This is a genomic window from Cellulomonas sp. WB94, assembly GCF_003115775.1.
GTDB lineage: Bacteria > Actinomycetota > Actinomycetes > Actinomycetales > Cellulomonadaceae > Cellulomonas_A.
Genome location: NZ_QEES01000002.1, coordinates 1,083,974 through 1,098,513, shown reverse-complemented (window position 1 = coordinate 1,098,513; position 14,540 = coordinate 1,083,974). Strand labels below are relative to the sequence as shown.

Annotated in this window: 10 protein-coding genes; 8 read left to right on the top strand and 2 right to left on the bottom strand. The window is 71.5% G+C overall.

What is annotated here, in order from left to right; genetic code table 11:
- Positions 1-3: 3 nt before the first annotated feature.
- Both DDP54_RS06235 and DDP54_RS06230 read right to left on the bottom strand, forming a co-directional pair.
- The gene (locus tag DDP54_RS06235; protein WP_109131016.1) at positions 4-1,668 is read right to left on the bottom strand and encodes an ABC transporter substrate-binding protein; all 1,665 of its coding nucleotides are present in this window, start codon (positions 1,666-1,668) and stop codon (positions 4-6) included.
- Positions 1,669-1,758: 90 nt separating this feature from the next.
- A complete protein-coding gene (locus DDP54_RS06230) occupies positions 1,759-4,293 on the bottom strand; it encodes a glycoside hydrolase family 3 C-terminal domain-containing protein (RefSeq protein ID WP_109131015.1) in 2,535 nt (844 codons plus the stop codon).
- A gap of 97 nt (positions 4,294-4,390) precedes the next feature.
- On the opposite strand from DDP54_RS06230, the gene DDP54_RS06225 reads away from it, so the two are divergent.
- The 8 genes from DDP54_RS06225 (at position 4,391) to DDP54_RS06190 (ending at position 14,306) form a co-directional block, all read left to right on the top strand.
- The gene (locus tag DDP54_RS06225; protein WP_109132392.1) at positions 4,391-5,032 is read left to right on the top strand and encodes a TetR/AcrR family transcriptional regulator; all 642 of its coding nucleotides are present in this window, start codon (positions 4,391-4,393) and stop codon (positions 5,030-5,032) included.
- Positions 5,033-5,093: 61 nt separating this feature from the next.
- Complete coding sequence (locus DDP54_RS06220) at positions 5,094-6,107, top strand: LacI family DNA-binding transcriptional regulator (RefSeq protein ID WP_109131014.1); 1,014 nt, start codon at positions 5,094-5,096, stop codon at positions 6,105-6,107.
- A 302-nt stretch (positions 6,108-6,409) separates the two neighbouring features.
- On the top strand, positions 6,410-8,107 hold the full coding sequence (locus tag DDP54_RS06215; protein WP_109131013.1) for a glycoside hydrolase family 13 protein: 1,698 nt from the start codon (positions 6,410-6,412) through the stop codon (positions 8,105-8,107).
- A 10-nt stretch (positions 8,108-8,117) separates the two neighbouring features.
- On the top strand, positions 8,118-9,506 hold the full coding sequence (locus DDP54_RS06210; protein WP_109131012.1) for a sugar ABC transporter substrate-binding protein: 1,389 nt from the start codon (positions 8,118-8,120) through the stop codon (positions 9,504-9,506).
- A gap of 87 nt (positions 9,507-9,593) precedes the next feature.
- Positions 9,594-10,559: a sugar ABC transporter permease gene (locus DDP54_RS06205; RefSeq protein ID WP_109131011.1), complete on the top strand. Its 966-nt coding sequence runs from the start codon at positions 9,594-9,596 to the stop codon at positions 10,557-10,559.
- Positions 10,556-11,467: a carbohydrate ABC transporter permease gene (locus tag DDP54_RS06200; protein ID WP_109131010.1), complete on the top strand. Its 912-nt coding sequence runs from the start codon at positions 10,556-10,558 to the stop codon at positions 11,465-11,467. The genes DDP54_RS06205 and DDP54_RS06200 overlap by 4 nt, the downstream gene beginning before the upstream one ends.
- Before the next feature lie 147 nt (positions 11,468-11,614).
- Entirely contained in the window at positions 11,615-13,303 is a 1,689-nt protein-coding gene (locus DDP54_RS06195) for a glycoside hydrolase family 13 protein (RefSeq protein WP_242448251.1), read from the top strand.
- A 130-nt stretch (positions 13,304-13,433) separates the two neighbouring features.
- A complete protein-coding gene (locus DDP54_RS06190) occupies positions 13,434-14,306 on the top strand; it encodes an ABC transporter ATP-binding protein (RefSeq protein ID WP_109131008.1) in 873 nt (290 codons plus the stop codon).
- The last annotated feature ends 234 nt before the right edge of the window (positions 14,307-14,540 follow it).

Sequence of the window (14,540 nt, the reverse complement as noted above, 5' to 3'; positions counted from 1 at the left end):
ACGTCACTTGGACGCGGGCTTCAGCTTCATGAGGATCTGCGAAGCCTGCGGACCGGTCGGCTGCGGCTGGTTGTACGGGTCGTCAGCAGACGGCCAGCCCACGTAGTTCTTCGTGGAGTACTCCGCCGCGGTGGGCCGGGCGACCATCCCGATGGCCGGGACCTGCTCGACGAACACCTTCTGGACGGTGTCGAGCGCGGCCTTGCGGGTCGCCTCGTCGGGTGACGTGGCGAACGTCGCGAGCGCCTTGGTGGCGTCGGCGTCCTGGAAGCGACCGAAGTTCCAGTTGGCCTTCTCGCCGAGGGCGACGTACTGCGCGCCGTCCATGATGTCCGAGTACATGTCCCACGGGGTGGCGCCGGAGTCGGTCCAGTGCATCGTGGCCTGGAAGTCGCCGTTGGCGATGGCCGTGAACCAGGCGTCCGCGTTCATGCCCTCGACGGTCGCCGTGATGCCGAGCGGCTTGACGGCGTCCGCGACGAGCTGGAGCGACGTGAGGTAGTCGGACCAGCCGGTCGGGTCGGTGAGCGTGAAGGTCACCGCGGTGCCGGACGGGTCCTTGAGCGTGGAGCCGTCGAGCGTGTACCCGGCGTCGGCGAGGACCTTCTTGGCCCCGTCGACGTCGACCGCGAACTTCTTGCCAGCGTAGGCCGACGCGACGTAGTCGTCACCGGCGGGGGTCGGCAGGCCCGTGATGCTCTCGAGCTGCGGGAACACCCCCGAGGTCGCCGTCGTGTGCACGGCCGCACGGTCGATGACCATGTTGAGCGCCTTGCGGAGCGCGACGTCCTTGAACGGTGCGGTCTCGGTGTTGAGGTACAGCGTGTCGATGCCGAGGCCCGCGGGCGCCCAGAACGTGTTGTGGTCCTTGTCCTTCGAGATGTAGACGTTCTCGTAGTCGGCGATGAACGTCCAGCCCCACTGGGCGTCGCCGTTGACGAGGGCCGTGGTGAGCGCGTTGTTGTCGTTGTACGACGTGTAGCGCAGCTCGGGGACCGCCGGCTTGCCGCCCCAGTAGTCGGTGTTCGGGACGAGGATCGCGGCCTGCGGGGTCCAGGACTTCAGCGTGTACGGGCCCGAGCCGATCGGCTTCTGGTTGAGGTCGGTCGTCGGGTCAGCGATCGTCGACCAGATGTGCTCGGGGACGACGAACAGGTTGAGCACCTTGTTCTGGTTGACGTACTGCGACGAGTCGAACGTGACCGTGACGGTCTTGCCCTCGGTCGCGACGTCCTTGTAGGGCAGCGCCGCCGTGTTGAGCGCGTCGTTGTCCTTGCGCAGGCTGATCGAGTACGCGACGTCCTTCGCGGTGAGGGCCTCACCGTCCGACCACTTCACACCGTCCCGGATCGTGAACGTGATCGACGTGAAGTCGTCGCTCCACTTCCACGACTCGGCGAGCCACGGCACGGGGTCCTGCGTCGGCTGGATCGGGTTGACCTGGACGAGGGGCTCGTAGATCGCGAACGCGTAGCCCAGCGACATCGCCGACGACGTGTTCATGAACGGGTTCGAGTTGTCGGTCTGCGACCCGTTCGGCATGCCGATCGTCAGGGTCTGGCCTGCGGTGGTCGTACTGGCGGTAGCACCTCCGGCCGAGCAGCCGGTGGCGACGAGCGCCAACGCTGCCAGGCCGAGGGCCGCGGACGTGAGCCTGCGGTTCAACACGGTGTGCCTCCTTGCACTGTGGATGATGCTGTTCTGCTGGTGACGAGCGGGTGCCGATGTGGTGCTACCGCCCCGGCGGGGGCGGGGTCCTTACCGGTCGGTCGCGGTGGCGAGACGGAGATCGCGCACAGAGCGACCGACACGGAAGAGGTAGGTGCCGGGCGGTGTGACCCAGCGGTGGGCGGTGACGTCCCAGGTCTCGAACGCCCGGCGCGCGACCCGCACGGTCGCGGTCACGCGGTCGCCCGCGTCGGCCTGCACCGTGGCGAAACCCGCGAGCCACCGGACGGGGCGGTCGGGTGCACCTGGGCCCGGTGCCTCCGCGCCGGCGTCGGGTGCCTCGAGGTAGACCTGGACCACCTCGGTGCCGCGGCGGGGCCCGACATTCGTGACGTCGACGGCCAGGACGACGTGCTCGGCGGTCTCCTCGACGACCGTCACGTCCTCGTACTGCCACGAGGTCCAGCCCAGGCCGTGACCGAACTCGGCGGCGGGCCGGGCGCGTGACAGCTCCCAGCCGCGGTACCCGACGTGCACGCCCTCGCTGTACTCGAGGACGCCGTCGGCGCCCGGCCGCGCGTGCGGCACGGGGACGTCGGCCTCGCGGGCGGGCAGGGTCCAGGGCAGGCGGCCGGCCGGCTCGGTGACGCCGAGCAGCACGTCGGCGAGCGCGTTGCCGCACTCCTCGCCGGGGAACCACGTCCACAGCACCGTCCGTGCGGTCTCGAGCCACGGGAGCAGCACGGGCGCACCGGCGTTGACGACGACGACGGCGTCGGGGGCGACGGCCAGGACGCGCGCGACGAGGTCGTCCTGACGGCCGGGCAGGGCGAGCGACGTGCGGTCCCAGCCCTCCGACTCGACCTCGTCGTTGGTCCCGACGACCACCACGACGAGGTCGGCCTGCGCGGCGGCCTCGACGGCGGCGTCGATCTCGTCGTCGACGCTCAGACCGGGCAGGGCGTGGCGCAGGACGCCGCGCGCGAAGCTGCCGTAGGCCTGCGCCCGGATGTTCTGGAGCGTGGCTCGGAGCTCGACGTCGCGCGGGGCGGCGACCAGCACGACCGCCGGCTCGCCGTCCGGGCTGTTGACCGACGAGTCGAGCACGACCTCGGCGCCCGCGGGGCGATCGCCGCGCGCGACGGTCACGCCGTCGACCTCGAAGGTCCACGTCCCGACCGTGCCGAGCCCGATGCGGTGCTCGCCCGGCTCGGCCAGGTGCACGGTCGCCTCGACCAGCACGGCGGCGGCGACGTCGGGCAGCTCGCGCTCCCAGCCGTCCCAGTCGGTCGTCACGCGGCTCGCGAGGACGGTGCCCGCGGCGTCGAGGGTCGAGATGCGCAGGCCGGGCTCGCCCGTGCGGGGGTCGCGGGCCCGCCCGACGATGTCGAGGTCGGGTGCGTGCCGCCGGGCGTCGCCGCCGCGCAGCACGGTCACCTCGGCGTGCGGGAGCGCGGCGCGAAGGCCCTCCGCGGGGCTGACGACGTGCGCGGCGTTGACGTGCGCGCTCCCGCCGCCCTGCACGAACGCCTCGAACGCGTTGGGTCCGATGAGCGCGACGCGGCGCACCGCGGCGGGGTCGAGCGGCAGGCGGTGGTTCTCGTCGTGCACGACGACGGTCGCCCGGGCGGCGAGCTCGCGCAGCAGCGTCTCGTCGGTCGCCGGAGGCATGGGCTCGGGGGCGAGCTCGGCCAGGGCGCCGACGCGCACGGCGAGGCGCAGCACGCGCCGGACCTTGTCGTCGACCACGGACTCGTCGACCCGCCCCGAGCGCACGGCGGCGACGAGCCGGTCCTCCCACGGACCGCCCGGCCCGGGCATGACGAGGTCGAGCCCGCCGTTCGCCGACTCGGCCGTCCGGCGGGTCGCGAGCCAGTCGCTGACGACGACGCCGTCGAACCCCCACTCCTCCTTGAGCACGTCCCGCAGGAGGTGCGTGTGCTCGGTCGCGGGCGCGGCCAGCACGCCGTCGTCGACCTGGTTGTAGGCCGCCATCACGGTCCACGCGCCGACCTCGCGCACGGCGTGCTCGAACGGTGCGAGGTAGACCTCGCGCAGCGTCCGCTCGTCGACGTGGGCCAGGTACTCGGTCCGCTGGGTCTCGGAGTCGTTGGCGACGAAGTGCTTGAGGCAGGCGCCGACGCCGCCGTCCTGCATCGCGGCGATCACGTGCCCGGAGATCGCGGAGGTCAGCAGCGGGTCCTCGGAGTAGCACTCGTAGTGCCGGCCCGCGACGGGCGTGCGCTGGAGGTTGACCTGGGGGGCGAGCACGACGTCGACCCCGTGCCGGCGCGCCTCGGCGGCGAACAGCGAGCCGAGACGGGACGCGAGCGCGGTGTCCCAGGTCGCGGACAGGGCGCTCGGCGACGGGAAGAGCAGCGACGTCTCGCCGGGCACCTCGCCCGTGCCGCGCACACCGACCGGGCCGTCGGACACCGCCATGGAGCGCAGGCCGATCTGCTCGTGCGCGAACAGGCGCCAGGAGGTCTCGCCGGTGAGCAGCCGCACCTTGCCCTCGAGGTCGAGGGCTCCCAGGAGCTGCTCGATCGACGCCTCGGCGTCGAGGCGCGCGGTGGCCTCGGGCAGCACCGAGGTCTCCGTGGAGCTGGTGGGGCGGGGCGTCATTGGGGGCTCTCCAGTCCGGACGGCTGTGTCGGGAGACATGCAACCACAGACTTACTGACTAGTCAGTAAGTCTTAAGATCACAGTATGGTGACGGTCATGACCACCAGCACTCCTCGCCGCGCGCAGCGCCCACGTGAGGAGACTGCGCGCCGTCGGGAGGACATCCTGCGGGCGGCCATGGCGACGTTCGGGAGCCACGGGTACACCAACGGCTCGCTCGCCGAGATCGCCGACCAGGTCGGCATGACGCACGCGGGCGTGCTGCACCACTTCGGCTCCAAGGGCCGGCTCCTGCTCGAGGTGCTCGAGTTCCGTGACAAGACCGACGTCGAGCACCTCGAGGGCAAGCACATCCCCGGCGGCCTCGACCTGTTCCGCCACCTCGTCCTGACTGCCGAGCTCAACGCCGAGCGCCGCGGCCTCGTCCAGACCTACGCGGTCCTGTCCGCCGAGTCGTGCACCGACGACCATCCCGGCAAGGACTGGTTCCGCAACCGGTACACCCAGCTGCGCCTCGAGGTCGGCGAGGCCCTGCGTGAGGTGTGCGACCCCGACGACCCGCCGCTCGACCAGGACGTCGCCGCCGCCGCGGCCGCGATCCTCGCCGTGATGGACGGGTTGCAGGTCCAGTGGCTGCTCGACCCGGACGTCGTCGACCTCGCGCACGCCTCGGCGTTCGCGATCGAGGCGATCCTGGCGTCGGCCGTCGCGGGCCGGAAGCGGGACCGCCTGCTGTAGCTCGCCGACGCGAGCTCTGTTCACGCAAGCCGCTTGCGTGAATGGTCGTAGACTTGCGTGCATGTCACGTCGACTCGCCGAGGTTGCCCGCAAGGTCGGTGTGTCCGAGGCCACCGTGAGCCGCGTGCTCAACGGCAAGCCCGGAGTCTCCGAGGCCACCCGTCAGGCGGTGCTGACCGCCCTCGACATCCTCGGCTACGAGCGGCCGACCAAGCTGCGCGGCGAGAAGGCGCGGCTCGTCGGGCTCGTCCTGCCTGAGCTGCAGAACCCGATCTTCCCGGCGTTCGCCGAGGTCGTCGGCGGCGCGCTCGCCCAGCAGGGGTTCACGCCGGTCCTGTGCACACAGACCGCGGGCGGGGTCTCCGAGGCCGACTACGTCGAGCTGCTGCTCCAGCAGCACGTCTCGGGCGTGGTGTTCGCCGGTGGCAACTACGCGCAGCGCGACGCCTCGCACGGGCACTACGCGCGCCTGACCGAGCGTCACCTACCTGCCGTCCTGATCAACGCCTCGATCGACGCGCTGCCGTTCCCTCGGGTGTCGTGCAACGACGAGGTCGCGGTCGAGCAGGCGATGGGCCACCTGATCTCGCTCGGCCACACCCGGATCGGCGTGCTGCTCGGGCCGGCCGACCACGTGCCGTCGGAGCGCAAGCTTGCCGCCGCCCGGGTCGTCGCCGCGCGCGCGGGCCTCGAGCTCGGCGCCGACCAGGTGGTGCACAGCTCGTACTCGCTCGAGTCGGGGCAGGCCGCGACGGGCCGGTTGCTCGCGGCCGGGGTCACGGGGATCGTCTGTGCGAGCGACCCGCTCGCGCTCGGGGCGATCCGGGCGGTCCGGCGGGCCGGCATGCGGGTGCCCGACGACGTCTCGGTCGTCGGCTACGACGACTCGGCGTTCATGAGCTGCACCGAGCCGCCGCTGACGACCGTGCGGCAGCCGATCGAGCCGATGGGCCGGGCCGCGATCGAGCTCCTCGTGGGCCTCATCGGCGGCGCGAGCGTGGCGCAGGACGAGCTGCTGTTCGAGCCCGAGCTCGTCGTGCGCGGGTCGACCGGGCCGGCGCCGACCGCCGCCTGACGACCTCGATGCGGCCCGATCGGGCCCGCGCCGCGCCTGACCGGGACCCGCCCGGCCTCGTCAGCTCGTCAGCCTCCGGCTCTCTGCGTGCTCGTCGCGCCCCTGGGTGCTCTCCGGTGTCCCGGCCGCTGCCGCGGTGGCCTCTGCGCGCGACCCAGCGCCATCGGAACATCACGTTTCGGTAACCGTCTTGTCGAGTTCTTGCGTTGATTCAGTCGGGAGGTTTAGCGTCCTGGCTATCGACAAGGACGTCACCGCAGCCTCCGAGCCTGCGGGTGTCCTCCGGATGAGGCGAGGCACGAGTGGGCGAGCAGGGCGGACGAGCACCCCGGGACGACGCGGCGTGGTGGCGTGGGGCGGTCATCTACCAGGTCTACGTGCGCAGCTTCGCGGACGGCAACGGTGACGGCACGGGCGACCTGACCGGGGTCCGGGAGCACCTGGAGTACCTGCGGGACCTGGGGGTGGACGCGATCTGGTTCAACCCGTTCTACGTCTCCCCGCTGGCCGACGGCGGGTACGACGTCGCGGACTACCGCGCGATCGACCCGGCGTTCGGGACCCTGGAGCAGGCCGAGCAGGTGATCCGCGAGGCGCTCGCGCTGGGCATCCGCACGATCATCGACATCGTCCCCAATCACGTCTCGGACCAGCACCCGTGGTTCCAGGCCGCGCTCGCGGCAGCCCCCGGGTCGCCCGAGCGCGCCCGGTTCTGGTTCCGGTCCGGCAAGGGTGACGCCGGCGAGCAGATGCCGACGCACTGGGTCTCGAGCTTCCAGGGCAGCACCTGGACGCGGACGACGAACCCCGACGGGACGCCGGGGGAGTGGTACCTGCACCTGTTCACCCCGGAGCAGCCGGACCTGAACTGGGACCACCCGGACGTGCGCCGCGAGCACGAGGACATCCTGCGGTTCTGGTTCGACCGCGGCGTCGCAGGGGTGCGCATCGACTCCGCAGCCCTGCTCGTGAAGGACCCCAGCCTCCCCGAGGTCCCCGAGTACCCGGTTCCAGGGGCGCACCCGCACGTCGACCGCGACGAGCTGCACGACGTCTACCGCGCCTGGCGCGCGGTCGCCGACTCGTACGACGGCTCCCGGGTGCTGGTCGGGGAGGTGTGGCTGGACGATGCGGAGCGGTTCGCGCGGTACCTGCGCCCCGACGAGATGCACACCGCGTTCAACTTCGACTTCATGGCCCGCCCCTGGAGCGCCAAGGAGCTCCGCGACTCGATCGACATGACGCTCGCCGCGCACCGCCCCGTGGGCGCCCCCGCGACCTGGGTGCTCTCCAACCACGATGTGACCCGGCCGGTCACCCGGTACGGACGTGCGGACAGCTCCTTCGACTTCGGCTCGAAGCGGTTCGGCACCCCGACCGACCTCGCCCTCGGGCTGCGCCGCGCCCGAGCGGCGGCGCTGCTGACCGCGGCCCTGCCGGGCTCGCTGTACGTGTACCAGGGCGACGAACTCGGTCTGCCGGAGGTCGAGGACCTGCCCGCCGACGCGCTGCAGGACCCGATGCACTTCCGCTCGGGCGGGGTCGACCCGGGCCGCGACGGCTGCCGGGTGCCGCTGCCGTGGTCGGGGAGCACCCCGCCGTTCGGGTTCAGCCCGTCGGGATCGACGAGCCCGGCCTGGCTGCCGCAACCCGAGTCGTGGGCGTCCCTGACGGTCGAGGCCCAGGCCAGCGAGCCGACGTCGACGCTGTCGCTGTACCGCGCCGCGTTCGCGCTGCGCCGGGCCGAGCCGGACCTCGGCGACGGCCCGATGCAGTGGCTGGATGCCCGCGACCTCGGCGACGACGCGGTTCTCGCGTTCAGGCGCGGACCTCGGTTCGCCTGCGTCGTCAACCTCGGGCCGGTCGCCGTCGACCTGCCCCCGCACACCGCGGTCCTGCTCGCGAGCGGCGAGCTCCGAGACGGCCGGCTCCCGGCCGACACCGCGGTCTGGCTCCGCACCACCCCCGCTTCCCCCGAGTTCCCGGTTCCATCCGAGTAGAGGAGTGACAATGAGGTCAACACGGAACAAGGCGGCGCTGGCAGTAGCCGGCGTCGTCGCGATCGGGCTGCTGACGGCCTGCGGGTCGAGCGGGACCGCCGCCACCAGCAGCGACTCCCCCAGTGCCGGGGGCAAGGTCGAGATCACGGTCGTCAGCCTCAAGCCGGGCAGCGAGAAGTCGGCGTTCGACGCGTTCGACCAGCAGGTCGCGCAGTTCGAGACGGCGAACCCGGGCATCACCGTGAAGTCCGAGGAGTACGAGTGGACGGGCCCGACGTTCGCGGCCCAGCTCGCCGGCGGCACGCTGCCCGACGTCTTCACCATCCCGTTCACGGACGGCAAGACGCTGATCGAGAACGGCCAGCTCGCGAATCTCGACGCGCAGGTGCAGACGCTGCCGTACGCGAAGCTGTTCAACCCGAACGTGATCCAGGCAGGCCAGGGCGAGGACGGCAAGGTCTACGCGATCCCGTACGCCGCCTACGGCATCGGCCTGCAGTACAACCGGACCCTGTTCACGCAGGCCGGTCTCGACCCGGACAAGCCCCCGACGACGTGGGACGAGGTCCGCAAGGACGCCAAGCAGATCGCGGACAAGACCGGCCAGGCCGGCTACGCGACCATGAGCCAGTCCAACACCGGCGGCTGGCAGCTCACGGTCGCGACCTACGCACGTGGCGGCCGCGTCGAGACCATCGACGGCACCAAGGCGACCGCGACGCTCGACAACGCGGGCACCAAGGCGGCCCTGCAGTACCTCAAGACGCTGCGCTGGGAGGACAACTCCATGGGCAGCAACTTCCTCTACGACTGGGGCAGCATCAACCAGGCCTTCGCGGCCGGCCAGATCGGCATGTACACCGGCGGGTCCGACGTCTACACGTCGCTGCGCACGTCGAATGCGATCAACCCCGGCGACTACGGCCTCACGGTCCTGCCGCTCGAGGGCAAGGACGCCGGCGTCCTCGGCGGCGGCACGCTCGCCGCGGTCAACGCCAAGGCGTCCGAGGCGGTCAAGGACGCGGCCGTCAAGTGGATCGACTTCTACTACATGCAGAAGCTGACCAACCAGGATGCCGCGGTGCTCGACGCGAAGACCCTGTCGGAGGCCGACCAGCCCGTCGGCACCCCGTCGCTGCCGATCTTCGACAAGGCGACCTACGACACGTCCCTGACCTGGATCAAGGACTACATCAACATCCCGACCACCCAGGTCGCAACGTTCAACGACAAGATCTTCGACCAGCCGCTCGTCGCCGAGCCCGGACGCTCCACCCAGGAGCTGTACGCGGCCCTCGACACCGTCGTCCAGGCGGTCCTCACCGACCAGAACGCGGACATCGACGCGCTCCTCAAGCAGGCGAACACCGACGTCCAGGCGCTGCTCGACAAGGGCTGACCTGCGCTGATGGCCGGGGCGGCACACGTCGCCCCGGCCCCCCGTCGGCAGCACCGCCCAGCCCCACGCCCCGAAAGGTCCGCCCGCATGAGCGTCCTCGCGCGCACCGTGCCCACCGCGCCACCTGCGCCCGCCGCGCCGCCGCGTCGTCGCCCGGCCCGAACGCCGACGACCTGGCTCCGCAGCGGCGGACTGAGCAACCTCGTCTTCATGCTCCCGGTGCTCGTCATCTTCGGGGCGTTCTCGTGGTTCCCGATCGTCCGGGCGCTCGTCATGAGCGTCCAGGAGACCAACCTCGTCACCGCCCCCGTGTTCGTGGGCCTCGACAACTTCCGCACGGTGCTCGACGACCCGCTGCTGTGGACGGCCGTGAAGAACACGGTCTACTTCGCCTTCCTCGCGCTCGTCATCGGCTACCCGGTCCCGCTGCTGCTCGCGGTGCTCATGAGCGAGGTCCGCCGCTTCAAGGGGCTCTACTCGGCGCTCGCGTACCTGCCCGTCGTCGTCCCCCCGGTCGTCGCGGTGCTGCTGTGGAAGTTCTTCTACGACGGCAGCACGACGGGCGTCTTCAACACCCTGCTCGGGACGGTGGGTCTCGGCCCGTTCCCGTGGCTGCAGAACGCGTCGTCCGCGATGCCGTCGCTCGTGCTCGAGGCGACCTGGGCCGGAGCCGGCGGGACCGTGATCATCTACCTCGCGGCGCTCACGTCGGTGCCGGCCGAGCTGTACGACGCGGCCGAGGTCGACGGTGCGAACGTCTGGCGCAAGGTCTGGCACGTCACGATGCCGCAGCTGCGCGGCGTCCTGTTCATCACGCTGATCCTGCAGATCATCGGGACCGCGCAGGTGTTCCTCGAACCGTTCCTGTTCACCGGCGGCGGTCCGGCGCACGCCACGATGACGGTCCTGCTGCTCATCTACAACTACGCGTTCGCGAACAGCCTGGGCGGCGATTACGGCGCTGCTACCGCGCTGAGCGTCATGCTCGCGGGCTTCCTCGCGGTGTTCTCCGTCGTCTACTTCCGGCTCACCCGGTCCTGGAGCACGTCATGACCGCCACGCGCACGGCCCGGCCCGACGACGCGACCGAACGCGGTGTCCTCTCGCAGGCCGACTGGCACCGGCCTCTCGTGCGGCGCTCGATGAGAACCGTGCACGCCGTGCTGCTCGTCCTGCTCGTGTTCGCCGGCCTCGGCCCGATGGTGCTGCTCGCGAAGTTCGCGATCACCCCGACGCAGGACATCCTGCGCACCCCGATGGCGCTGTTCCCGCACGGCGCGGCCTGGGGGAACCTCTCCGAAGCGTGGAACGACGTCCACGTCAGCCTCTACTTCGTCAACACCGTGGTCATCGCCGCGGGCTCGTGGTTCATGCAGCTGCTGGTGGCGACCACGGGCGGCTACGCGCTCTCGGTGCTGCGACCGCGGTACGGCCGGCTCATCTCGGGCGCGGTGCTCACGACGATGTTCGTGCCCGCCGTCGTCCTGCTGGTCCCGCTGTACCTGACGATCCTCGACCCGCCGGTCCTCGGCCGGTCGCTCATCAACACGTTCTGGGCCGTCTGGCTGCCCGCCGGGGCGAGCGCGTTCAACGTCCTGCTCGTGCAGCGGTTCTTCGACAACCTGCCGCGCGAGGTGTTCGAGGCCGCCCGGGTCGACGGCGCCGGGCCGTTCCGGCTCTTCTGGTCGATCGTCCTGCCCATGTCCAAGCCGATCCTCGGGGTCGTGTCCGTGTTCGCGATCATCGCGTCGTGGAAGGACTTCCTCTGGCCGCTGCTCGTCCTGCGCGACCCCGACCTCCAGCCGCTCTCGGTCCGCCTCCCCACGCTCGCGCACACCACCGACCTCGGGGTCTTCCTCGCTGCGCTCGCGATCTCCACCCTCATCCCGGTCGCGATGTTCGTCGTGTTCCAGCGGCAGTTCCTCACCAGCGCCGGGCTCGGGGGCGCCGTCAAGGGCTGACCGGCGGGCCATCGCACGGTGTCTCGCCAGCCGTCCTCGTGAGTTCTTGCGTCGATCCAGTCGCTAGATTGGGCATCGGGCGTAACCAACGGGACGTGACCGCGGCTACCTGAGCCTGCGGGTGTCCTCCGGATGAGGCGAGGCACAGTGGGCGAGCAGGTCGGACGAGCACCCCGGGACGACGCGGCGTGGTGGCGTGGGGCGGTCATCTACCAGGTCTACGTGCGCAGCTTCGCGGACGGCAACGGTGACGGCACGGGCGACCTGACCGGGGTCCGGGAGCACCTGGAGTACCTGCGGGACCTGGGGGTGGACGCGATCTGGTTCAACCCGTTCTACGTCTCCCCGCTGGCCGACGGCGGGTACGACGTCGCGGACTACCGCGCGATCGACCCGGCGTTCGGGACCCTGGAGCAGGCCGAGCAGGTGATCCGCGAGGCGCTCGCGCTGGGCATCCGCACGATCATCGACATCGTCCCCAATCACGTCTCGGACCAGCACCCGTGGTTCCAGGCCGCGCTCGCGGCAGCCCCCGGGTCGCCCGAGCGCGCCCGGTTCTGGTTCCGGTCCGGCAAGGGTGACGCCGGCGAGCAGATGCCGACGCACTGGGTCTCGAGCTTCCAGGGCAGCACCTGGACGCGGACGACGAACCCCGACGGGACGCCGGGGGAGTGGTACCTGCACCTGTTCACCCCGGAGCAGCCGGACCTGAACTGGGACCACCCGGACGTGCGCCGCGAGCACGAGGACATCCTGCGGTTCTGGTTCGACCGCGGCGTCGCAGGGGTGCGCATCGACTCCGCAGCCCTGCTCGTGAAGGACCCCAGCCTCCCCGAGGTCCCCGAGTACCCGGTTCCAGGGGCGCACCCGCACGTCGACCGCGACGAGCTGCACGACGTCTACCGCGCCTGGCGCGCGGTCGCCGACTCGTACGACGGCTCCCGGGTGCTGGTCGGGGAGGTGTGGCTGGACGATGCGGAGCGGTTCGCGCGGTACCTGCGCCCCGACGAGATGCACACCGCGTTCAACTTCGACTTCATGGCCCGCCCCTGGAGCGCCAAGGAGCTCCGCGACTCGATCGACATGACGCTCGCCGCGCACCGCCCCGTGGGCGCCCCCGCGACCTGGGTGCTCTCCAACCACGATGTGACCCGGCCGGTCACCCGGTACGGACGTGCGGACAGCTCCTTCGACTTCGGCTCGAAGCGGTTCGGCACCCCGACCGACCTCGCCCTCGGGCTGCGCCGCGCCCGAGCGGCGGCGCTGCTGACCGCGGCCCTGCCGGGCTCGCTGTACGTGTACCAGGGCGACGAACTCGGTCTGCCGGAGGTCGAGGACCTGCCCGCCGACGCGCTGCAGGACCCGATGCACTTCCGCTCGGGCGGGGTCGACCCGGGCCGCGACGGCTGCCGGGTGCCGCTGCCGTGGTCGGGGAGCACCCCGCCGTTCGGGTTCAGCCCGTCGGGATCGACGAGCCCGGCCTGGCTGCCGCAGCCCGCGTCGTGGGCCGGGCTCACGGTGGAGGCGCAGGCGAGCGACCCGACGTCGACGCTGTCGCTGTACCGCGCCGCGTTCGCGCTGCGCCGGGCCGAGCCGGACCTCGGCGACGGCCCGATGCAGTGGCTCGATGTGGACGACGACTCCGTCCTGGCCTTCACGCGCGGACGGCAGTTCGCGTGCGTCGTCAACCTCGGCTCGGTCGCGGTTGACCTGCCTCCGCACACGGCCGTCCTGCTGGCGAGCGGGGAGCTCACCGACGGCCGGCTGCCGGGGGATACCGCGGTCTGGCTCCGCACCGCGACGTCCTCCCCTGAGATCTCCGTTCCCTCCGAGTAGAGGGGGCGACGCGCTCGGGGGCCCTCACGGGTTGAGGGCCCCCGGGACCATCGTCACTTGAGGCGCGGCCCCGTCCCGGGAAGCGTCGGAGGCGAAGGCCGTCCGCTCGCTCGACGAGGGAAGGGGAGCCATGTCACCCCCGGCGATCGCCACCCACGACCTGACCAAGCACTTCGGGTCGGTCGTCGCCCTCGAAGGGATGGACCTCGAGGTCCATCCCGGTGAGACGTTCGGGTTCCTCGGCCCCAACGGCGCCGGCAAGTCGACGACCGTCCGGCTGCTGCTGAGCCTCATCCGTCCCACCCGGGGGACGGCCGAGATCATGGGGATCCCGGTCGGCGACGTCGAGAGCGCGCACCGGCACGTCGGCTACGTCGCCGGAGACGTCGCGCTCTGGCCGCAGCTCACGTGCGCCGAGACGCTGGACCTGCTCGGCAACCTGTCGGGCGGCATCGACACCGCGTTCCGCTCCGAGCTCTACGAGCGCCTCGAGCTCGACCCGTCGCACCGCGTGCGGTCGTACTCCAAGGGGAACCGGCAGAAGATCGCCCTCGTCGCGGCCCTCATGTCGCGACCGGACGTCCTGCTGCTCGACGAGCCGACGGCCGGCCTCGACCCGCTCATGGAGGCCGAGTTCCAGGCCATCGCGCGCGAGGCGGCCGCCCGCGGGCAGACCGTCTTCCTGTCGTCGCACATCCTCGACGAGGTCGAGAACCTGTGCGACCGCGTGGGGATCCTGCGCAGCGGCAAGCTCGTCGAGGTCGCGACGCTCGAGGATCTGCGGCGCCTGCACACGACCGTCGTCGAGGTCGTCCTCGACGGTCCCGTCCCCGAGTTCGCGGACGTCCCGGGCGTGAGCGACGTGGACCTGATCCCCGGCGGGGCGCGGCTGTCGGTGACGGGCTCTCCCGGTCCGCTGCTGACCCTCCTCGCGACGCTGCCCGTCGCCCGGCTCCGGACCGAGGAGCCGTCGCTCGAGGAGATCTTCCTCACCTACTACTGACCGCGACCGCCGCGACCGACCGCCGGGAGGACGCCCATGAGCCTCGACCGATCGCCCACCTGGGCCGTCGTCCGGCTCACCGCACGCCTGATCCGACGGTCGGTGCTTCGGCGGGGCCATCGCGGGCTTCAGCGCGGCGTTCATCGGCCTGACGGCGGTCGGGGCGCAGGTCTTCGCCTCGCGCACGCGCGTCCTCGGGGTCAGCGCGACGCTCCTCGGCGCGGCGCTCGTGCT